At 35.5% G+C, this 22,115-nt stretch carries 26 protein-coding genes; 23 read left to right on the forward strand and 3 right to left on the reverse strand.

Translation table 11 applies throughout. The annotated features are described in order from the left end of the window. Nucleotides 1-186: 186 nt before the first annotated feature. Nucleotides 187-1,104 (forward strand): tyrosine-type recombinase/integrase, encoded by a 918-nt coding sequence (locus R2B77_RS16510; RefSeq protein WP_203246308.1) that lies wholly within the window; start codon nt 187-189, stop codon nt 1,102-1,104. A gap of 673 nt (nt 1,105-1,777) precedes the next feature. Here R2B77_RS16510 and R2B77_RS16515 read toward each other — a convergent pair. Then, nucleotides 1,778-2,005, reverse strand: coding sequence for a hypothetical protein (locus R2B77_RS16515; protein WP_203246309.1), 228 nt, complete (start codon nt 2,003-2,005; stop codon nt 1,778-1,780). A gap of 291 nt (nt 2,006-2,296) precedes the next feature. On the opposite strand from R2B77_RS16515, the gene R2B77_RS16520 reads away from it, so the two are divergent. From R2B77_RS16520 to R2B77_RS16545, 6 genes are all read left to right on the forward strand, one after another. Then, nucleotides 2,297-2,503 carry a hypothetical protein gene (locus tag R2B77_RS16520; protein WP_203246310.1) on the forward strand — a complete coding sequence of 69 codons (207 nt, stop codon included), beginning with the start codon at nt 2,297-2,299 and terminating at the stop codon, nt 2,501-2,503. 239 nt (nt 2,504-2,742) lie between these two features. Beyond that, entirely contained in the window at nt 2,743-3,210 is a 468-nt protein-coding gene (locus R2B77_RS16525) for a hypothetical protein (protein ID WP_203246311.1), read from the forward strand. Between the two features lie 303 nt (nt 3,211-3,513). Next, nucleotides 3,514-3,861, forward strand: a complete 348-nt coding sequence (locus tag R2B77_RS16530; RefSeq protein WP_203246312.1) for a hypothetical protein — start codon at nt 3,514-3,516, stop codon at nt 3,859-3,861. A gap of 70 nt (nt 3,862-3,931) precedes the next feature. Continuing rightward, entirely contained in the window at nt 3,932-4,255 is a 324-nt protein-coding gene (locus tag R2B77_RS16535; protein ID WP_203246313.1) for a hypothetical protein, read from the forward strand. Nucleotides 4,256-4,318: 63 nt separating this feature from the next. Continuing rightward, on the forward strand, nt 4,319-4,699 hold the full coding sequence (locus tag R2B77_RS16540) for a hypothetical protein (protein ID WP_203246314.1): 381 nt from the start codon (nt 4,319-4,321) through the stop codon (nt 4,697-4,699). Nucleotides 4,700-5,061: 362 nt separating this feature from the next. Beyond that, nucleotides 5,062-5,286, forward strand: coding sequence for a hypothetical protein (locus R2B77_RS16545; protein WP_203246315.1), 225 nt, complete (start codon nt 5,062-5,064; stop codon nt 5,284-5,286). 39 nt (nt 5,287-5,325) lie between these two features. Here the strand turns inward: R2B77_RS16545 and R2B77_RS16550 are convergent, their stop codons facing one another. Beyond that, on the reverse strand, nt 5,326-5,931 hold the full coding sequence (locus R2B77_RS16550) for a hypothetical protein (RefSeq protein ID WP_203246316.1): 606 nt from the start codon (nt 5,929-5,931) through the stop codon (nt 5,326-5,328). Nucleotides 5,932-6,196: 265 nt separating this feature from the next. On the opposite strand from R2B77_RS16550, the gene R2B77_RS16555 reads away from it, so the two are divergent. The 6 genes from R2B77_RS16555 to R2B77_RS16580 all read left to right on the forward strand — a co-directional run bounded on the left by R2B77_RS16555 (nt 6,197) and on the right by R2B77_RS16580 (nt 12,266). Then, nucleotides 6,197-7,684, forward strand: a complete 1,488-nt coding sequence (locus R2B77_RS16555) for a DEAD/DEAH box helicase (RefSeq protein ID WP_203246317.1) — start codon at nt 6,197-6,199, stop codon at nt 7,682-7,684. Nucleotides 7,685-8,065: 381 nt separating this feature from the next. Continuing rightward, nucleotides 8,066-9,631 carry a hypothetical protein gene (locus R2B77_RS16560; protein WP_203246318.1) on the forward strand — a complete coding sequence of 522 codons (1,566 nt, stop codon included), beginning with the start codon at nt 8,066-8,068 and terminating at the stop codon, nt 9,629-9,631. A 53-nt stretch (nt 9,632-9,684) separates the two neighbouring features. Beyond that, nucleotides 9,685-11,181 carry a helix-turn-helix domain-containing protein gene (locus R2B77_RS16565; RefSeq protein ID WP_203246319.1) on the forward strand — a complete coding sequence of 499 codons (1,497 nt, stop codon included), beginning with the start codon at nt 9,685-9,687 and terminating at the stop codon, nt 11,179-11,181. Between the two features lie 24 nt (nt 11,182-11,205). Next, the gene (locus R2B77_RS16570) at nt 11,206-11,394 is read left to right on the forward strand and encodes a hypothetical protein (RefSeq protein ID WP_203246320.1); all 189 of its coding nucleotides are present in this window, start codon (nt 11,206-11,208) and stop codon (nt 11,392-11,394) included. A gap of 214 nt (nt 11,395-11,608) precedes the next feature. Further along, nucleotides 11,609-11,782: a hypothetical protein gene (locus R2B77_RS16575; protein WP_203246322.1), complete on the forward strand. Its 174-nt coding sequence runs from the start codon at nt 11,609-11,611 to the stop codon at nt 11,780-11,782. A 55-nt stretch (nt 11,783-11,837) separates the two neighbouring features. Beyond that, nucleotides 11,838-12,266, forward strand: a complete 429-nt coding sequence (locus tag R2B77_RS16580; RefSeq protein WP_203246323.1) for a hypothetical protein — start codon at nt 11,838-11,840, stop codon at nt 12,264-12,266. A gap of 65 nt (nt 12,267-12,331) precedes the next feature. On the opposite strand, the gene R2B77_RS16585 is transcribed toward R2B77_RS16580, so the two are convergent. Then, entirely contained in the window at nt 12,332-13,015 is a 684-nt protein-coding gene (locus R2B77_RS16585) for a hypothetical protein (protein WP_203246324.1), read from the reverse strand. 110 nt (nt 13,016-13,125) lie between these two features. On the opposite strand from R2B77_RS16585, the gene R2B77_RS16590 reads away from it, so the two are divergent. The 10 genes from R2B77_RS16590 (at nt 13,126) to R2B77_RS16635 (ending at nt 22,113) form a co-directional block, all read left to right on the forward strand. Continuing rightward, nucleotides 13,126-13,626 (forward strand): terminase small subunit, encoded by a 501-nt coding sequence (locus R2B77_RS16590; RefSeq protein ID WP_203246325.1) that lies wholly within the window; start codon nt 13,126-13,128, stop codon nt 13,624-13,626. Between the two features lie 173 nt (nt 13,627-13,799). Beyond that, entirely contained in the window at nt 13,800-14,363 is a 564-nt protein-coding gene (locus R2B77_RS16595) for a site-specific integrase (protein WP_203246326.1), read from the forward strand. Continuing rightward, a complete protein-coding gene (locus tag R2B77_RS16600) occupies nt 14,363-14,515 on the forward strand; it encodes a hypothetical protein (RefSeq protein ID WP_203246327.1) in 153 nt (50 codons plus the stop codon). The genes R2B77_RS16595 and R2B77_RS16600 overlap by 1 nt, the downstream gene beginning before the upstream one ends. 548 nt (nt 14,516-15,063) lie before the next feature. Beyond that, a complete protein-coding gene (locus R2B77_RS16605; protein ID WP_203246328.1) occupies nt 15,064-16,338 on the forward strand; it encodes a PBSX family phage terminase large subunit in 1,275 nt (424 codons plus the stop codon). A 67-nt stretch (nt 16,339-16,405) separates the two neighbouring features. Next, nucleotides 16,406-17,497: a putative phage abortive infection protein gene (locus R2B77_RS16610; protein ID WP_203246329.1), complete on the forward strand. Its 1,092-nt coding sequence runs from the start codon at nt 16,406-16,408 to the stop codon at nt 17,495-17,497. Between the two features lie 254 nt (nt 17,498-17,751). After that, nucleotides 17,752-19,092, forward strand: coding sequence for a phage portal protein (locus tag R2B77_RS16615; RefSeq protein WP_203246330.1), 1,341 nt, complete (start codon nt 17,752-17,754; stop codon nt 19,090-19,092). A 36-nt stretch (nt 19,093-19,128) separates the two neighbouring features. Beyond that, nucleotides 19,129-20,181, forward strand: coding sequence for a minor capsid protein (locus tag R2B77_RS16620; protein ID WP_203246331.1), 1,053 nt, complete (start codon nt 19,129-19,131; stop codon nt 20,179-20,181). A 205-nt stretch (nt 20,182-20,386) separates the two neighbouring features. Continuing rightward, entirely contained in the window at nt 20,387-20,983 is a 597-nt protein-coding gene (locus tag R2B77_RS16625) for a DUF4355 domain-containing protein (RefSeq protein WP_203246332.1), read from the forward strand. Between the two features lie 110 nt (nt 20,984-21,093). Further along, on the forward strand, nt 21,094-21,873 hold the full coding sequence (locus R2B77_RS16630) for a phage major capsid protein (RefSeq protein ID WP_203246333.1): 780 nt from the start codon (nt 21,094-21,096) through the stop codon (nt 21,871-21,873). Between the two features lie 69 nt (nt 21,874-21,942). Beyond that, nucleotides 21,943-22,113: a hypothetical protein gene (locus R2B77_RS16635; RefSeq protein WP_203246334.1), complete on the forward strand. Its 171-nt coding sequence runs from the start codon at nt 21,943-21,945 to the stop codon at nt 22,111-22,113. Nucleotides 22,114-22,115 lie beyond the last annotated feature (2 nt).

A 22,115-nucleotide genomic window follows, 5' to 3' on the forward strand; every position in this document is an offset into this window, starting at 1 on the left:
AAAAAGGTATGAAAAAGAAATAAAAAAAACGTTGATATGATGCGGTTTGTGAGTAGTTTTGAAGTGTGGAAGTGCCGAGTAATTTATTTCTCAGCTTAACCTTTCATGTAGATTTTTATAAAACTATTTAAGCCAATATAAAAGATCACTTTCCTGATGATAAATTAATCAGTGGAGGTGGTCTTTTTGTTGTTGTTAAGCGATTTGATAGAAGAATATATCTACCATGGACAAGCGGAAAACCTAACCAAGAAGACAATTATCAATAAACGTCAAGAGTTAAAGCAATTAAAAAAGTATTTAGAGGAAAAAAGGTCAATTACAGAAATCGAATTAATCACTGTGCATGATTTACGTGCATATTACCGACAAAAACAAACGAAGGGACTGCAACCGCAAAGTATCGTTAGTATGATGAAGTCAGTCAATGCATTTTTCAATTGGTGTGTTCATGAAGATTATCTAACGGAGAATCCAATGAAAAAGGTGGAAAGACCAAAAGTGCCTAAAAAAGTATTGGAGGGCTTTACAGCAGAGGAAGTTGTAAAAATGATTGGAGTTTTTAGCTACAAGAATTATTTGGAGACAAGAAACAAAGCGATTATTGCAATGTTGGCGGATTGTGGTTTGCGAAGTATCGAAATAAGGGGGTTACTATCAGGGAATGTAAGGGATACAACAATTTTGGTAAATGGCAAAGGGAATAAAGAAAGAAATGTATTTATCAGCCCAACTTTAAAAAAGATATTAATCCGCTACGAACGAATGAAGCAACAGTATTTTGAGGATAAAATTGTTAAGTCGGATGCCTATTTTCTGTCTTATCAAGGCGATGCACTTAGTCATCCGGGACTATACAATGCAGTAAAACTTGCTGGTGAACGTGCAGGCATTGAAGGGAAAAGGGTATCTCCGCATACTTTTCGCCACTTTTACAGTGTTCAAACTTTAAACAGTGGAAATATTGACGTTTACAGTCTTTCTCGTTTGCTTGGGCATAGTGAAATATCGACAACGCAGAGATATCTCAGTAGTATGACGGACAGCCAGCTTAAAGATAAGGCTATTTTATCGAGTCCGTTAACGAATTTACACAAAAAATGAACAACAAAAAAGAAGGTAAGTGTCTGCAAACACGAACCTTCTCTAACTAAATATCGAATACCCACAGTATTCAACCTATCCTTACTTTATCGAAAAAAATCCGATATTGCAAGGCTTCTTAACTAATGTCATTTTTGTGGGTATTCACGATGAGCAGCCGTTAAGCATCGTTAAAAAACACGTCAGGACTTGATCCCACCACTGCATAAAAAAGGGAGATATATCACACTAATGGGTTTCCTCGTTTGCCTAGTGATGAAGGGTGAGAGCGACCTTTAACGGCTTGGGATGGAAGCATTGACTAGTTACGGCTAGTGCGATTGTATTCATGGCTAGAAGGCTTGTATGAGCTTCCTAGGCACATGTGGGGCAATGGAAACATGAGAATACAACAGTGGAAACACTGGAACTAAACGAGGACAACAAGAAACCTCAGTCATCTCTATGACGCTGTACGTAGTTTACGCCTACTTTTCAAACTTTATGATTCTATTACTACTTTCATATTGGTTGAAAAATAGGCAAAAACTTTCACAATCAATTTCCTAGTTCAAGCTGCTATTCTGCTGTGAAAGTGCAGTTCAAAGTCAAGTACAAAACACCTCATAGCAAAATAATTATTCAGCCAGTGGGGGGAATCAGATGGGGAGAAAAATAAAAAGCCGACATAATGTCAGCCTTCACTTGTCAAGATCTCACTGAAATCAGTAATATCCAATGCCTTCATAACAATAGCTAGATGTTCTTTATTGATTGTTGTGCCGGTATCTCGATACATAGCACTCAAAGTATTGGGACGCATTTCAACACCGGTCTTTGATTTTATGAGCTTTAAGAGTTCTGCTTGAGTACTGACACCTTTACTTTCAGCTGCTTTTTTAAGCGTTAATTTAATACTCATATTAGATCACTTCCTTCACTTTTGATTATACGTTATATATCTGTTGACATTCAATATATTATACCTTATAGTCGGTATATCGGTAAGTAGTTATAACGATAAAGAGAAATGGAAGGGGTGAAGGTGATTAATAAAATCTACATGCCAATCAGAAACTATTTTTTCCTAGAAGATGACGAGGATTTTCATCCTTCAGATATATCCATCTTGATAGCTATGCAGGTGATTACTGTGGCTAGTCTGCTAGTCTGTTTCATTACTACAGCAGGAAATTGAAGGGAGGTGTTTGCAATGGCTAAAAGATTAACAGTAGATATTACTGAACAGCAATACAAAGAATTGGAAAATTTTGCACAAAGGCGTAATGTAACAATTGCTCAAATTCTTGGCAATTATGTTGGAGACTTAATAGGGATTGAAGAGAATGGGTCAGATGAGCGTATTTTTGCAAGACAATATTTTGATCGTACTCACTTATCTTGGATGTATCTAGAGTGATTACGAGCCTTGAAAGTGTTCAACGAAAGAGGGGGATGTTGTAATAATTGGGAGGCGTTTAAATATATGGTAAAAAATGTAAGGTGTGATAATATAATTATATCACCATGAAATAAATAAGTCAATATTTAATGAGTAAATAATTTGCTTTAGCCTTTTTGGGTGTATATACTAACAATTAAGCAAACTTCCGGAATTGCGAGTTATTGCTTCACTATAAAAAACTAGGAGGAATAAACATGACGAACACATCAATTGAAACGCCAGAAATCTACAAGGAGTACCAGGAATTTCTTCCGTCCTTCACAACTTTGATGCACAGGGTATTTACTGAACTCGTACCAGTTTACAAGTCTTACACTGAGAAAAATGGATTGATTCCAGATGATGGTGAAACTGCTGTATATGAATTTTTGCGTAAATATAACGGGGGGAAATTCTACGATGGAAGCCCGAAAAAGTATGAAGATACGGTAATGTCGATCATTAGCAATGTTCTTATTGACTCTAAAGCTTGTCATCTCGATGAAGCATTTACAGAAAGGATATTTAAGGGGTGCAATGATCTTGGTTGGGAACCGTGGGAGGATCAAGCTGAGATTTTTGTGCAAATGCTAGATGATGTAGTTCTGGAAATCCATGAGGCTGTAGCAGAGGAAATTGGGCTTATTGATATTTGCGACTTAAATAGGTTGGTAGCAGCGTAATTAAATAAAATATATTTCAAGGACTTCACTTGGCATCCTTGAAATATATTTTTAAGTACATTGCAGTTTTCGTGTTTCTTCTCTACAATTATAGTGAGGGGCTGAAATGTGGTAACGCAAATAAATTCCGAATCCGTGTATGGAGAATCAGAAAATATCGAGGTGGTGTTAATTTTATGAGATTAAGGGTGTCATGACATCTATAAATGTCTCGTCTGCTTGTGTATGTATTGTATTTTTATTATATCACCGTGTCGCTCAACATGCAACATCTAATCTTAAAATAGAATGGAGAAGATTAAAATGGGTAAGCAAATCACACAAGAGGAATTTATTACACTATTCAACGAGAACTCAAGCTATCCGCTATTCCCGGAACTAGAAGGAGTTCAACTATCACGATGCAAGAACGCTTACTTTGAGACAATCTATCTGTTGGCGGTCGATGAAACAAGACACTATTCAGATGGCGAGTTACTATACTTCATCATTTCAGCAGAAGAAGCAAATAATCTTTTGGTAGATTATATCCAACAACTAGAATCTGACGATACTTCTCATTTTATGGATGCTGTTCGATATATCACAGACGAGGAGGAATATTTGATAGATGACCTAGAGGATGAAGAGGAGGAGTTAGTGGAAGAATAAAGCGACTTCCTTCTATAGTAGATAGTTTTATAGAATACAAAACTAAAAATTGAAATGGGGACGATGACAAATGACGAACAAACAAATTAGCAAACAAGAATGGATCAACGGATTTAATGATTATACAAAGGTAGCATTTGAAACAGAGGCAGGTATCCGGTTAACGAGCACAGAAGCTTTCGGAATGACCTTCTACTATCTTGCTGGAGATGGCTATTATTTCAGACTGGATGCCGATACGAGCTTTGACTTGCTTGCTTATTACCACGAAGCTTACGCAAATAACATGTATGAGCATTTTAATGATAAAGTCAGCGGTATCGTATTGGGAATCATTGGAAACCAACATGCTCCAGCGCCAGCGACTCTAGTTGGTCTCGAAGGCTTGTTCTGATGTCAAAGTCAGGCCTCAATTAATCTATCACTATTAAACTAAACTTAAAGGAGAAGATGAAAAATGACGAATAACGAAAAAATAATAAATTTTTTAAATGAAGAAGGATGGGGATTATTTAATTCGGAAAAAGCATTTTTAGAATTCCTAGTTATAAAATATGGAGCAGATAAAGCCATGAATCTAGTACATGGTACTGATGGTATTGGAATTAATGCAACATCTAGTATGTTTAGAGGTTTCATGAAGCCTAAAAAAATGTTGATAGCCTTCAATGAGAGTAATGAGAAAAATAGTATTAATCATACGGGTGATTACAAGCAACTTCTTTATAATGCAGGATACAAAACAGAGTTTGGGCTACTAGAAGTGGAGAATTGGGAAGAAGCCTTTAGAACTTATGAAATTAATGGTAGAAATGAGAAATTTTCAATGGGGGATTAAAATGATGTTCGTGTTTGGCTAAAGTGGGACAAGCAACAACAATTTCCCATGTCCGTATCACCACTAAACCCTAGTTTTCCCATAGAATCAGAAGGTTATTTACTAAATTTATATACAGCTCACTATGTATATATAGAAGGCAATGGGAAGCGGAAACTCTTCATTGCTGAAATTTTATCTAAGTTTACTTTTGCAACCTTAACCAGTTGCTACCATTTCAATTTTTAGTCACATCTTGTGACAATGCAGGCTGGCAGGTTTTTAAAACACTCTCCTAAGTAGTTTTACTGTCAGCTTGCATCCCATTTTTTTGACTATTGACTACAATAAGCACTGTATTTCATAGAAAGGAGTTGATAAATATGAACACTAGAGCAACGGATCGGCGACAACGGAACAAATTGGCACGACAACAAATCATCTATGTGGTTGATGAATACGGTTTGCGCTGGAACTATGTAGCTAAAAAAATGAATATGGATTCTTCAAATTTGGCACATTGGCGAAAAGAGCGCTTTGAGTTTTCCTTTAGCCGATTAAAGCAACTTGAAGATTTTATTGATGGCTATTTGGATAAGGTAGGCTGAATTGAATTAAGTTGCTACTATGATAACACTGAAATAAGGTTATAAAGTATTCCACCATTCTTCAATATTTTCTCTTTTCTTTTTATCTTCTGTTTTAGATATTTCACTGTTGATTTCTCGACCAACCTTAATTAATTCAACAAATTCTTTGCTCAGGGTACACAACTTATCTGAAAACGATATGCTATAACCATATTTTACTTCCCCTTCTCTACTCTCTTGTTTCCAGTCATTGGAGCTATGTGAAATCAGCTCATATTTAATTAAAATTTTACCAAATTCTCCTAAGATAAGTCTTGTAGGATCATTGAGTTCTGGAAGAGCTTGAACATTAGAAAAGTGATAACTTCTATTTGTTTCATATTCATGCCACCAGAATTCTTTCTTGTCAGCATGTTTCGCAACTTGTTCAGAAACATTGTCTTCAAGTGCTGCTATTTCTTCTTTTAATTTCCTTGCCTTGTCTTCTCCCATTGCAAGAAGTTTGTCAGGAGACTCTTTAACTGTGTACATGGTGGTAGTCTTGAACCATTTTTTTGAGAATACCGCTAACTCGCTTAATATTTCACCTTTTTTAGCTTCCATTTTTTCAACTAGAATCTTTTTCTCTTCTCTCTTATCTTCAATCATTGTATCAAAATCCATAATATCTCCTCCTTTGCAGTATTACTTCCATACTAGCATACGGTAGGACTTATTCTGCAACATAATAGTCTTTAGTTCAGAAGATTCATTCTTGAGTAAGGTGTCAAATGGATAGATAAAGGAATCAACAAGAATAGCGGTTGTGTGAAATAGGTCTTTGAACGTTCCGGAGAGTTAGACGAATTATTGAAGCGATATAAAGAAGGAAGTTTGTATATGCACATTGACGACAAAATATTAGAGCTAAGGAGGAGGTTTCAAAACTATGATGGTGACGGATTTAGTCACAATTGACGAGATTAACAAGTGGAAACAAGGAGACATAATCACCATTGCAGCAGGAACTGGTAAAGGTAAGTCCTATTTCATTAAAAATATTCTTTATGCAATTGCCAAACGTGACAATAAAAGAATCTTGATGTTAATCCACAGACGTAATTGCACAGAACAGTTTCGAATGGAATTAGAGGAAGCGGATAAATTAGATGTAATAGACATTAAAACGTATCAATCTATTGAAGCTGTTGAAAGAAGTGGGGTTATATACGAGCTTTCACAATACGATTACATTGTTTGTGATGAATTCCACTACTTTATGTCAGATGCTGCTTTTAACAAGTATACGGATATTTCTCTCAATACGATACTTGAGCAGTCTAGAGCTATTAGGATTTTCACGAGCGCAACAGGTGATTATGTAAAACATTATCTTAATGATGAGAAGCATAAAGGAATTTCTACCATTGACTATAATATTCCGATTAACTTTGATTTCATAAGACATCTTGAGTTTTACCATAAAGATGAGACGCTTGAAACGTATATTGAACAAGCGATTGCACAGAACAAGAAAGCTATATTCTTTATTCAGTCTGTTAAAAAGGCGTATGAGTTGCATGAGAGATATAAAGAGCATTCTCTTTTCAATTGCAGTAAGAACAACAAAGATGGCTATTACCAGTATGTAGATGAAGAAAAAATTACATCAATGCTTAAAAATGAACGATTTGAAGAACTAATTCTCATTACAACTACTGTTATGGATGCTGGTGTAAATATTGTAGATGATGAATTGAACCATATTGTAGCCGATGTGAACGACACCGGGACGCTTATCCAATGTATAGGGAGAAAACGGCTGAAGAATAAGAAGGATCATATTATCCTCCATTTAAAAGCGATAAGTAATATGCAACTTGGGGGTATGGAAACACAGGCAAGAAAAAGGTTAGATATGGCTTTATATTTCCGTGAGTATGGAGAAAAGAAGTTTGTTAGAGAATATTATCGGGAAGTTGATAACAGCCATATTGTCTATGATGAAGTCACTGAAGAGGGAATTGAAAAACGGCTAAACGAAATGATGTTTTTTAAGAATATAGCGCATGTGAATGAGATTAACGAAATTAAAAAGTTTAAGAAAAGCGGGTATATTAAGTACATTGCGAAGTTATTTAGAGTTTATAGATACAGTGTTTATGAGGAAGAGGAAAAGAAAGATGATTTGGAAAGCTATCTTAATAGTATTGTAGGCAAGAAGTTATTTAAAGAAGGTCAAAAAGAATTGATTGAGAAGGTCAGACTTAAAGATGGAAGAGGACGTATTCAAAAAGGAATATCTCTACTGAACGCTTACTTTAAAGAGAATAAAATGTGTTTTATGATTAAATCTAAACGTTCTATTGAAATAGTAAATGATAAAGAGAAAAGGGTAGGTTACTGGGAGGTGGAGGGAGATATTAAGCATGACTGAAAAGCCGAAAATATGGAGTAGGCTTATATAGAGCCTTATCCATAAAAGTGTCATAGAAATTAATATCCAATTCGACAGACCGAGCGCATTTCTCGGGATGGCACGTAGTTGAACAATTGAGCTTTAGCGGTTTCAATTGTTTGACGGAGACAGAAGTAGAAAGACAAATTCAAAACCTTAGTCCCGACAATTTCTCTCACTACGTTCAGTCCAATTGCGGTACAGCATTGTTCTTTTATTTTTTATCATTATAAACATATTTAATAGTAGATTTCTACAAATATCATTTTACAGGATGAATACAGAAACGTCAAGGATTAATTAAGGGGGACAAAAATGTCCGTCATTAAAAATTAGATATAGAAATGGGAGAAATTATAAATGGTGGCAAAGAAAATTGAAGAAGAAAATTTTAAAAATAGCAATAAGAAACAAGTTTTCCTGAACAATATGAAGGCTGACATTGTGCAGATACATCAAGAAGGATGGCTCAACAAAGTAGAAATCATAGATTTAAAAATGGAGTTTTTAGATGACTATTTTACAGTGGAATTTGTTGATTATGGTTCGGCAAACAGTCGGACATATGGCAAGTCATTTGATTTCGTTCATGCAGCCAAAACTAAAGAGTCTAAATCAGTCATCAAGGGGCTATGGGGTCGCTATAAGCATCATTTTGAAGGTGATTATGAAGCGTTCTTTTGTGAGATTATGGCTTGTGTTAGTTCAGCGGTTATTCAATTTAACGAGTCGCAAAGCACATATTCTTATTCTCACATGAATGAAAAAGGATCATCTGAAAATTTAAGGTTACATGCTTATATTGTCAAGCCGGGAAAAACAGGAATCAGCGTGCTGGAGAGTTTGCTTCAAAAGTATACCAACTTTATACAATGGAAAGAGCGTTCTGGTGACAATATAAATGAGTTTAATATTACTAGTTTCGATGCTGTGACTGAGAATGAAGATGGCGATGAAATAACACTTGGTGAGACATTGGGTGAAGATTCGGGGTTGTATTATTACGAGGATAGTTGGAGGAAGGATGAAGAGGATTCAGAGGAAATTGTTTATCATTCCAATTACCATAAGCCTCATTTCATTGTCTATTTTTATCAGTGGTTCGATGAGCAGAAGCGATTGCGAGCTAGTAAAGATAGAGATGATCATTCAAAAGCTGAATTGACGGCAACGCAAATCACCTATTTTGACGAATGGAAAGAGGTATTTTTGGGTGAGCTTGCTTACGGTATTCCTAAATTTGATGATGAATATGCAATCAAGTTAGCTGACAGGAAGAAAAAGAAGCAGCGTATTTATTCCAATGATGAGAGTTCCAAGTTTAACAAGGAAATCAGGGAGCGTTATGAAAAACATTATGATAGTAAATTTCCTAATGGAGTGAGCTTTTTGAGAATGAAATTAATGGAAGATAAAGAAGTGCTGGATGAAGCGGTAAATATCATAAATCAAGAACCTGTGCATAATCCGAAACTGGGGAAGATACAGAAAAAAAGCAAGAGTGATTTAGCTAGAGAAGAAGAGTTAAGCAAATGGATTCTTGCTAATTTTAAAAATGAGGGTGTTGTCCGAGATATTATATATTCCCTTTCTGGTGAACATTTAGGTGACGTTATAGAGGCTCAAATGACCAGGACAGTTATTAAGAAAGAGGCTTTGTACAGCTTCATCAATGCTGTTGGCGACAGGTTAGATGAGATTGAAGATGTGGATGCGCTCAAATATGAAAAGTGGTACGAGCGTGATGAGAAGCCTAAGCAGATGAAGCGTGAGGATACTATGAATAGCGATGTGAGAGTTTACCAGAATGGTGAATTGGTTGAGGTTATTGAGCAGAAGGATATTAAGCAGAAAGAGAAAAACTACAAAATGAAGAGAACCATGCCTAATGGACTTAAGGTTGAGCTTGGTGACAATGATTTTTGATGACTAGTAAAAAGTGAATAGATTTATAAATAGGTGTGAAGGGGGAAACTGATTTGAAAGGAAACACACGTGCAGCAAAGTTGACAATCGAGTCGGTTGTTCTCATTAAACAACACTTGATGAAAAAGGATTTGAAACAGAAGGAGATAGCTCTGAAATTTGGAGTTGTCCCATCTGTAATTTCCAAAATAAAGAATGGACAGCGATTTAGTGAAGTTAGGATTGATGAACATGGCAACTATGTCAGGCCTGAAGTGGTGGAAATCCTTCCTGAACATTTCCCTATTCCTTCTATTAATGAAGACGAGGATAAACCGCTCAAAGGTATTGAGGATGGAACTACGAAACATAGGGTTGAATTCATTGAGAAGTATTTCAGAAGGAAAGAGCCAGAAGCCGATCCTTACGATGATAAAGCTACTCACATTCATTATGAACCAGTAGGGAAGAAGAGTAGACGTTTCATTTTTGGACTCTATAAACAATATGGTTGGCTATTTAATCGGGAATGGAACGATTTTATTTCTGAGGTTATGTTGAGTGTCACTAAGAAAGTGATGACATTTATTCCGAATGATAAAGATTTTGATTGGTCAAAGGTAATGACTGATGGGACAAAGGAAAGCTCCATACTTCATGCCAATATAAATAAAGCTATCAGAACAGATATTCGAGAATATGCCAATCAGATAAATGACTCTATTCAAGTGCAGCAAGATGGTGTTGTTGGGTGGTCTAAGCCTGATATGAGTTCATTAGATAAGCTTGTACAGATAAAAGAAGGTACGGAATCTTTAAGTGATAGCGCAGGTGTAACATCATCCTTCTGGAAAATGAAAGAAGATTATGCAGGTAGTCAGTTTCTCGACTGGTTCAGTGGAAATCATGAGCAGTTGCTAACAGAAGGACAAGTTATCTACTTAAATACTATGAAGTATTTCCAGCGTGATGAGAATGATGATTACACAGTACCTTATTCAGAAATTCCAGAAGCATATAAACCATTCAGCCAACAATCTGTTGAGCATAATCGAAGACGTATCAGGGAGCGTGTTGAAATTGCATATGAGTCTGTTAAGCCAGTTACATTGAGGCAACTAGGGCATGATAAGGAGATTCAATTCTGGAGTAGCTACATGGATTTAGTGGAAATAGATGATGACCGTATAGATGAGCAGGGACGGTTATTGAGTGGGTGGATTTTGCAACGGATTGATTATAAACCGATGATAGAGATGTTTTGGCAGCTTGATGCTGTTGATGTGTTGGCAATTCATGGCTCAGGTAGCGAGATTTCTAATAATATTCTTTATAAGATTACGGATTATGTTGAGCAGCGTATTCTTTACTTGGAAGAGTTAAAGAAGAAAAGTGAGAAGGTTGTTCCATTTAAAAGGGTAAAAAGTGAATATGGTGGATTGACTCAAGAGGAATATAGGAAGCGTGAGAATCAAAGAAAAGCAGATGAATTGAAGGCTAAACAGACTGGTAGAAATGAAACTGTTAGATTCAGAAGTACACCAAATGGGATTTATTTGATAGAAGATTGACCAACAAAAAAGGGGCTGATTTTTATGAGTAAGCAGAATGAAATTGTTGTGATGACTAAGTGGGAATTAGAAGAAATGATTGAACGTGCATGTTACAAGGCAGCTAACAAGGCTACAAGTTCGCTATTTAACGGATTGGCTCAGAGATTCTTTTTTCAGCAAGAGGAAAACATAGGGAAGATACTTTATGAAATCGAGGAGATGAACCATTGATGCTGCTAGTTTACCAGATTCTGCTTATAGTGATTGTCGTGTTATTCGGCTTATTAGCCATGGGCGCAGATGATGACAAAATGAAAGAAAGATGTGCCAAGATATGCGGATTGGGGATTGTTAGTTTGTTGGTGACGTTTTGGTTGATTTAGGAGTCATGCTCAAAAATGGGCAACCAATAATATAAAACACATAATGAAATGGAGAAGATAAAATGATGAATACTATTGAAAAATTATACAGTGAAATGATTGAGGCAGCAGAGAAAATTGAAGAGTTAAATGAATTTGTGGAGCAGGGTAGAGCTTATATTGAGATTGTAACGAAAGTAGAAGAATTGAATGAGCTGGTGGAAGACTATGTTGGGAAGTATGGTGAACCAGCTTAATATAAATATAATTCATCCGATACTATCTGTATAATAAATAGTTAGGGTGAAATTAATGAATGCTGAAGAGTTAGCAAGGTCACTTAATGAGAAAAAGGATAAAGATTTAATTAAATATATTAGAGATAATTTTGAGCAAGATGGTTCAAAGAATCAAAGATTTATTAATAATAACATTTCTACATTGAGGGAACTGGATGATATACCAGTTAGTTTGGGTAAAGCGAGAATGAAATCAATAAAAGAAAAAGAGAATTTCTTTAAAGTTATTTCTACAATGGGTGGTTTTATGTTAGCTTTAATAGCCATATACCCTCAAGTTATGAAAGAGTTGGAAGTTCCAGCAATAATGTATTCAATTTTTACTTTTCTATTATTGGGTTTATTTGTGTCAGGTGTAGGATGGCGTTTAAATAAATCAGTTGGCATTATGGCTACTGTCGATTATTTTAGCAGCTTGCTAGAAGATAGATTGAATAATTAAATTAATGAGCATTTAAGTCACATTCATTCGAGTGTGACTATTTTGTCTGGAGAAATTCCAGTATCTTAAGGTGACATGATCCCACTATTATCAAGACTTAAATAAAGCTCTTCAAAGAAATGGGAGATTATATCCAGATAGTTTGTGTTAAAAGTCTTTTCCAAAGCCTCTACTTTATACTCGCTTTTTGCGTCAAGAAATTTATATTCATAAAAAGTAACGCCAGCCAAGGATTTTAATTTCTCATATTGTCTGGAGGTTATATCAGTATCGTTGCTGTGAACAAAATAATTTCTTAATTCGTTGTAGTTTTTGAATGCACTTCTAATTTCGGGGGTTATATTAATCTCGATGTTATTAACCTTTTCTAGGTAAAATAAATATCTGAGAATGCCCCTATGATTTAAGTCGTTCAATTTAATATTAGTCAAGTTTTTATTTTCAATTATGGTGGACAATCGCTTAAGTTCAGTTTCCATGAAGGAATATAGAGTGATAAATAATGATTTTCTTAGTATTAAGTTATAAGTCCGATCAAGTGATTGATAATCATCTAAATAGGCATGTTCAAAGAATTCTTGAGCAGTATCTTCGTCGTAACCATATTCTTTTACTTGAGATTCAAAGCGAACTAACATTTCACTTTTATGCTTCTCAATGCTTTCTTCCATTAGGTCGATGTAATTTATATAGTCTTCAATTTGAAAATCAGTAGATAATTTATACCAATTGACTCTTCCTGTTTTCATGAATGATAACCCCTTGGTATTTAAATTAGTTTGTATATTAAATCATAGCTCGTTTAAGTAAAATGGTCAAATTAGTTAGCGAGTTAGCTAAATTGGTAGGTGAGAAATAAATGAGTAATACGGAAAGTGACAACCGTGATAACAAAAGGAAGACAAGAATAGACAGTATAGAGTTGAATCCTAGGCAAAAGATGTTTGTTGAGAATTACCTATTTAACGGGAATAACGGTACAAAAGCTTACATGGTAGCGTATGAAAATGATAATGAGAGAAGTAGTGCGGTTAGAGCTAGTGAGTTGTTGAAGAGAGAGAAGATAAGTAAGGAAATTGACAGACGACAAGCCGAAATAAAAGAGCATAATCTTACGTATATAGCAACTGGTGAAGAAATCCTTCAATTCTATACGCAAGTCATGATTAATCCTGATAATAAATTAGATCATCGTATGAAAGCAGGTGAATATTTAGGCAAGTCAATGGGGCTGTTCATCGAACGTCATGAGGTTAATCAAACAACAGACTTCCAGATCAATTTAGGATTTGATGCAGCGGATGACAGGAAGATTATTGAACATCAGGCGACTGAGTTTATTGACCATGAAGATGAATGAATCAGACACAATGTAATTAAGTCTGATTGGATAAAATGACTTTAACGTTGATGCTATGCGGTTTATGACGAATTCTATTTCGTGACGCTATTATAGTTGATTTCGAATCATGCATAATATATAATTATATTAAGTTAAGTATGATTTGAGATGTGAAACAGGAGGCGTTGGAAATGGAATTTGTTGAACCTATTAGAGACAGAAAAAAGATTGAAGCGATGAAAAGGCAACTCCATAAAAGTAAACGAGACACTTTGTTATTCATCCTTGGAATTAATACAGCGTTCAGGGTTAGTGACTTATTATCCTTACAGTATAAAGATTTGATTGATGACAAATTGAAACCACTGGATCACGTTACATTGATTGAAACTAAGACGGGCAAGAATAATAAGGTGGCTCTTACTAAAGGAGTTAAGAAGGCTATAGTTGACTATGTGGAGGAAGCATTCAAAGGAGATATGAATGGCTATGTATTCGCTTCACGTAAAGGTGATAAGCCTATTCAACGACAACAAGCATGGCAGATAATCAAAGATGCAGCTAATGTAGTAGGGGTGAAAGGAATTGGAACGCATTCATTAAGAAAAACGTTCGGATTCCATCAGTATCAAGCAGGTACAGACATTACACTGTTAATGGATATGCTCAACCATTCGTCTCCTGCTGTTACATTGAGATATATCGGTATCACTCAGGATCAGAAGGATAGAGCAGTATTGGCATTGGATTTATAATGAAAGACAATGAACGCCAAACATTCATAATCCGCTTAAAGGAGCTATATTCCTACTTTGAAGAGGATTTGAAGGCATCGGATATTGCAAAGGTTCAGGAAGAGATTGACCGGATAGAGAAATATTATGAAGTAACATTAGATGACAACTAAATAAGCACCAGCCTCAAAGCTATCTCATTAACTTGGGATGGCTTTTTTGTGTTCCATAAATGTAAAGCAAATAAAAGGAGAGCAATAATATGAACAACAATCTATGGAAATTTTCACCTAGCGAATATGCACTTTATATCAGCAATAAGGAAACAATGTACTCAATCAATCGCTACTATATAATCAAAGGATTCCGTGAGATGGCAACCTATGAGAAGAATGGCAAGGTTATAGCTAGGCAGTATCTAGTTCCCATCAAATATCTCAGGACAGCTAAAAGGTTGGCAACAGTGGGGAATAGTTGATTGGGCTATATGGTTCATTCTGATAAACTACAGCACATTCTAGACATGTAGATATTTAGAGGTATAAACACATCAGATGCTTCTTACACAAGCTAGAATGAATCACTAAGTTACAGATACGACCATATGCACAATGAAATAAGTAGGCAGAGGAATATTACAACAACATAGGTGATACAGCGGATTCATTGCATATGCAGTGGGTCTTTTTTGTCGTTGCTAAATATTAGGAAGGAGCATTAAATGAGCGAACAGAAGCAAAAGAAACAACCAATACAAATGAATATTGGACGAGATTTTTTCAATGAAAAGTACATTCCATATCTACAATCGAACAATAGGTATCAAGTTTACTATGGGGGATCATCTTCAGGTAAATCACATTTCATTGCTACTAAGCTAGTGATTGATTTATTACAGCAACAGAAGAAACTCTTAGTTGTCAGACAAACGTTTGCAACTATACGTGAATCAGTGTTCGCTGAAATTATTGACGCATTAGCAAGAATGAAAATACTTCACCTAGTAAAGATTTCACAGACTACACTCAAGATGGAGTTTCCCAACGGCTCAGAAATCATATTCCGTGGAGCTGATGACAACGGGAGCAAGCTACTTTCTATTAAAGGTATTGATACCTGTTGGATTGAAGAAGCATCGGAAATCACACAAGATATGTTCCATACACTTGAAACACGTCTAAGGGGTATCGGGCATAAGAAACAATTCTATCTGTCATTCAATCCTATATCAGCTTCACATTGGCTTAAATCCGAGTTTTTTGATATGCCTAAAGAGGATTCAGTCATATGTCACAGCACTTATCTTGATAATCGTTTCCTAGATGAAGCAACCATCAAGAATCTCCTTGATATGAAAGAACGGAATCCGGTATTTTATGATGTGTATGCGCTTGGTAAATGGGGAACGACAGGCAAGAAAGTATTCAGCAATTGGAAGGTAGAAGATTTTGAGCTTCATGAGCTAGTCAAAGCTAACAATGATATGAAGACAGCAATCGGAGCAGACTTTGGATTTATTAATGATCCATCTACTCTAATTTGTTCACTTGTTGACATTCCAAATCGTAAACTCTACATCTTCGATGAGCTTTATGAGAAGGGGCTACTTAATGATGAATTTGCTCAACGTATTATTGAAATGGGATATGCTAGACAGGTAATCATAGCGGATTCAGCAGAACAGAAATCTATTGAAGAAATGCGACAGTATGGGATTTCCCGTATTAAGCCAGCAAGAAAAGGCGGAGGGTCAATCAATGCAGGTATCCAATTCATTCAACAGTTTGATGTTATCGTTCATCCTAAATGTGTCCATACAATTGATGAGCTAGAAAACTACTCCTACAAGAAGGACAAGGTATCTGGCAACTATCTAAATCAGCCTATTGACAACTTTAACCATTTGCTTGATGCACTCAGATATAGCTTAGAATCATTCAACAGTGGAGGAAATAAAGTGACTTTTCTTCCTAAATCAGCATTAGGTGTCTACTGATAAACAACATTCTGATTACTTTTTGATTGGGAAATGATAACATGTCATTTAGAGGTGATTTGTTATTATGGACAATTTGAAATGGTATCAGAAAAAAGAAAATCTGTGGATAATGACAGGTTCGCTTATAGCTTTATTTGCATTGGCAACACCTTTAATTATTATGAGATTGACTAATTCCGGTTTTAATCTATCGGATTTTCGGTCTATTAGTCCAATCGCAGACTATTTAGGTGGAACAACAGTAGGTTTCTTGTCACTTGCTAGTATGTTTTTTGTAATTGCAGCAATTGTAATGCAGAAAGAAGAACTTAGATTGCAACGTGAGGAGCTTCAACTTACAAGAACAGAATTAGAAAAAACACGAGAAGAACATGCTATGACTAATAAGACAATGAAATTACAACAATTTGAAACTACGTTATTTAATATGATGAATCTTTATACTGAGATTTTGAATGAATTATATTATGCAGAATCGTCTGGTAGAGTTGCTTTGGAAGAAGTTTATGAAAAAATTAATAATGATTATTTAAGACATACTATAGTTGACTTTACTTTTGAATTTATGAATAATGATTCACTCCCTCTTGACATAAGGCTACGAGAATATTCAGAGGTTGTTTATAATATACGGATAAATAACAAACCTATATGGCGTTTTTTAAAAATTCCTCATTCAAGAGATGAAGAGCCCACAATTGATTTTGTGTGTGAAAGTATAAGTGGTTTTTCAGAAGAGGAAAGAGAACACGGCTATAGATATATTCTTTATAAAGAATATAAATCACTTACTCAGGTAATTCCTGAAAATATATTGGTGAAAAAGTTTGTAACTTCGTATATCGGAGAGGATTATTATACAAAAAAATCTTTTAACACAGTAGTTAGTGGTAACAAACATATGCTTAATAATTATTTAAAAGTAGTAAAAATGATTCTTAATCTAATTGACGGTAATGAAGATGCACTTTTTAACTCATTATCAGAAGAGGAAAAGAAAAAATATTTTAAGATATTCTTTTCACAGCTTTCAGCTCACGAGATAATGATTCTTCATTACTATATGAAACTTGGGACAGATCATGTTTTAAAATACTTTCAAGACGAATACTCGATAATAAAATCAGATGATATATTAAATGATTCAATTATCTAATAATCAAATGAGTATCTACTAAACACTTCAGCCATTACAGGTTGAGGTGTTTTTTCATGCTCATTTTTAACAAGAAATCATCAAATTTGTGCATATGGTCACTTTTATTAATTTAAAGCTCATTTTATTCGTTCTAATATTTTCATGAACATTCATACTAGAAATCTTTTAAGAAGCACCAGAATGAACGCCATGACTAACTTTCTACCATATGCCCTACAAAATAACAGACAAACAGGAAGAGGTATCACACATTGGAAAAATATAAAATCAATTCGTTAGAAGATTTAACACCAGCACTAATTTTAGCACTCATTCAACGCTTCAAACTAAATGAGCTACCAAGAATTACAAAGCTATTTAAGTATTATAATTCCGAACAAGACATTTTGAATCGCACTATGAAAGATCCACTGAAGCCGAATAATAGAGTTGTATCCCCTTGGGGCAGGCATATCAGTAATACAGCACAATCCTACTTTATAGGCGTTCCCGTTTCTTATCAATCGTCAGATGAAATATTAATGGAAACACTACAGGGTATCTTTAATTCTAATTACGAGCAGTCACAAAATGCAAAATTATCAAGAGATGCATCGGTTGCAGGTGTTGGGTATGAATTACTTTACATTGATGAAAGTGGAGAAGTTAAGTTTGATGTATTGAATCCGAATGAAACTTTCATGATTTATGATTCTACTATTAAAGGGAATCCATTAGCAGGAATACGTTTCTATGAGTCTTATGATTATGTTACTGAAGAAACGCAAATGTTTGTTGAAGTCTATACAGATGAAAATATCTTCTATTATAAGCAGGTAGATGATGATTTAAGGCTACAAGATGAACAGCAGCATTATTTCAAGAGTGTTCCAGTCATCCCTTACTACAATAATCTTGAAATCATTGGCGATTTTCAGCCTGTGATGCATTTAATTGATGCATATGACATCTTAGTATCTGACTCCCTCAATAATATGGAATCATTTGCAGATGCTTATATGCTCATTAAAAATATGGACATGACGAAAGAGCAAGTTTATGAGATGAAAGAGAATCGGGTTATTTTGCTACAGGGTGAGGGAGATGCCAAATGGTTAACCAAAGGTTCGCAACCAGAAGAAATTGAGAAGGATAAGACTAGACTAGTAGATGATATTCATCGACTTTCAGGTATTCCCGATTTATCAGCACAACGTTTCTCGGGTGCAGAGTCAAGTGGGGCGGCATTGCGCTATAAAATTATGAGCTTAGAAAATCTTACAGCAATCAAGGAGCGATACTTTAAACATTCACTGGAGAGACGTATCAAGCTAATTTGCAACTTTTTAAATGTGAAGGGTCATTCTTATGATTACACGGATGTTGCTATGCAGTTCAGTAGAAATCTAGCGGCAGACGTTGAAGGAATAACGAAGATAGTCAAAGAGATGAGAGGCATTGTCCCAGACAAAACATTGCTTTCATTACTTCCATTTGTTGATGATGTTGAATTTGAGTTAGAGCTACTACGACAGCAATCAGAGGATTCACTTGATGGATATACGGAAATATTCAATCCAATTGAAAATACAAAGGCAGAAGGTGTTGAGTGATTAATTTCATTCAGCATCTATTTCTAATGGGAGCAGGTGAACAATATAGCTACAGGAAAATATAGAAATCTTGATAATCAAGAGTATTGGCAACAGCGATCCCTTGAAGTTGTAAATACTAAATGGAATGATATTAAAGTTGTCGAGAAGGAACTCAAAAAACAGTATCGTTTAGCGGTCAATGATATACAGAATGAGCTACAGGCATTTTACCAACGTTATGCAGATGAAAATAATCTCACATATTCACAAGCCATGCAGCAACTCAACAGCCGTGAAATTGGTGATTATGCTTCACGAATGCAAAGACTTCAGCAACAGATGACAGCAACCAATAATCCATTTGCAATTAGTGAAATGCAGCAGTTAGTTAAACAGGGACAATTGCAACGATTGTCATCATTGTTAGCTGAGATTGATGGAAGATTATTATTGCTAGGACATAGTGAGCAAATGGAAATGTTTACATGGCTCAATGATGTGTATGAATCCACTTATTATCAAACAGGATTCAATACGGCTAGAGGTACAGGGTTAGGTCTGAGTTTCACCAGACTCAATGAACGGGCAATAGTTGAAGCTATAACATACCCATGGAGTGGCATGATGTTCAGTGAGCGCATTTGGAATAACAGAAGAAAGTTATCCTTTGAATTGAAACAAACGATTACAAATGGACTCATTAGGGGTTCGAGCGTGCAAAGAATGTCACGTGAGCTTAGTGACAAAATGGATAGTAGTTACAAGAATAGTTTGCGTCTAATTCGCACAGAAACCGCTGAAGTGTTAACATCTGCATCGTCCAAATCATATGAAGAATATAGACTAGATGAATATCAGTTCATGGCAACTTTAGATAAAAAGACATCTTCAGTCTGTAAAGGCTTGGACGGACAAGTGTTCAAGCTAAAGGATAAACAAGCAGGAGTGAACGCTTCTCCTATGCACGCAAATTGTAGATCATGCATAGTTCCATATTTTGATGGTATGAAAATAGAGAAAAGATGGTCTAAACTTCCAGATGGTGAGAAGCGCTATGTTGATGGAAATATTAGCTATGATGAATGGCATGATACTTATGTAAATTAGTGCTTCAATGGCAACTATTTACCAATTAGTTATATACCCTCATATGTATATTGAAGAGGAAGTAAATTTTATTTTTTATTATCCTCGTCTCCTTTTCTTCCTTCATCTATAAACGGTGAAGGAGTTTTAATTTTAAAATAATATCAAAATATATTTGAACTAGTTGGGCTTAGATGAACAGTTAGGGCGAAAGGAAGATATAAAAATGACAGTAGAAAACAATCAAGAAGCAGAAAATGAAGAGGTTGAACAACAAGAGGAAGTTAAAACGTTTACACAGGAAGAGGTAGATAAACTACTTCAATCTGAATCAGATCGTAGAGTTTCAACAGCAATTCAGAAAAAAGAAGCAGAGTGGAAAGAGCAATATAAAGCTCAACTTGATGCTGAAAAATCTGAGGCTGAGAAATTGGCTGCTATGTCATCTGAGGAGCGTTATAAAGCTGAGTTACAGAAAGAGCGTGAAGCATTCGAATCTGAGCGAAAAGCTTTTCAGCGTGAACGACTTGAAGCGGCGACTATCAAGGAATTATCTCAAAGTGGGCTACCTACTGAATTTGCTGAATATCTAAAGGCAGATGATGCTGAATCCATCAAGACGAATATTGATATATTCAAGTCACAATGGATTGCGGCTATCGAAAAAGCAGTAGATGAACGCTTGAAGGGTTCTACTCCAAGAGACTCAAATGTAGTTAGTTCAACAATGACGAAACAGGAATTTGCAAAACTTGACTATCATAAGCGAGCAAAGTTAATGGAAGAGAATCCTGACTTAGTGAATCAACTACTCAAAAAGTAACAACAGAATACAAATTATTGGCATCCATTCGTGGGTGTCTTTTTTGATGCGTAAATACAGGCATCTACCAACAAAAATAAAACAGACAAACAGAAAGAGGTAATTTATTTATGGCGAACAACGTATTTATTCCAGAACTATTGGCATTAGGGGTTACAGAAAAACTAGGTAAGGCGATCAAACTTTACAATATCGTAAACGTTGATAATCTAGGCGAGAAAACTGAAGGGGATACGGTGACATTTGTTTCTACGGAATACATTGGAGATTCAACTGAAGTTCTAGCAGGTGCACCAATCCCGACAGCAGACTTTACAGATTCAACTAAATCAGCACCGGTAAAGAAGTATGGTCGAGGCTATACATTCACTGAAGAAGAAATCATGAATGGTCATGGCGATGTTCAAGGACGTGCTGAAAATCAGATTGCTAAATCAGTAGGCGCTGGTGTAGAGAATGCACTATTTGCAGAACTGAAAGCAATTACTGGAGCTATGCTACATGCTTCTCTAAAAACTGAATTAGACGTTGAAGAAATTGGACAGGCACTAGTGAAATTTGGTGAAGATTTGGATGGTGAAAAATATCTATTAGTTAGCCCTGCTGAGTTTGCTAATCTACGAAAAGATTCTAATTTTGTTGTTAAAACTAATGACAAGGTTGATTCAGTGGGTGAAATTTATGGTTGTACAGTAGTTGTTTCAGCACGTGTTGGTGTTAAAGAAGCATTCATCATCAAACCTGATGCATTGACAGTAGCATTGAAACAAGATGTGAAAATCAAAGTACAGGAAGAAGCAAATGATGACACAGTTCTTGTAAATGGTCGTACACATGCAGCGGTTGCACTTACTGATGATTCAGGCGCAATTAAAATCACACTTGCATAATTAACATTGGGGATGTGCTTTTGTACATCCTCTTTCTATTTGTATTGTGGCAGTAAAGGGAGTGACAATATGCCTTATAAATATCGAGAGTATAGAAAAAAGCAACAAGAAGCCAAGAAGATGGCTGAAGCTAATCCAGATAGTGGGAATACAGTTGCTATCTCTGAGCCGAAACCTGAAAAGAAGACGGCTAAAAAAGTAGCACCAGCGAAGAAAACAGTTAAGAAGTCAGGTGATTGACT

The organism is Sporosarcina beigongshangi (assembly GCF_033485195.1).
GTDB classification, from domain to species: domain Bacteria; phylum Bacillota; class Bacilli; order Bacillales_A; family Planococcaceae; genus Sporosarcina; species Sporosarcina beigongshangi.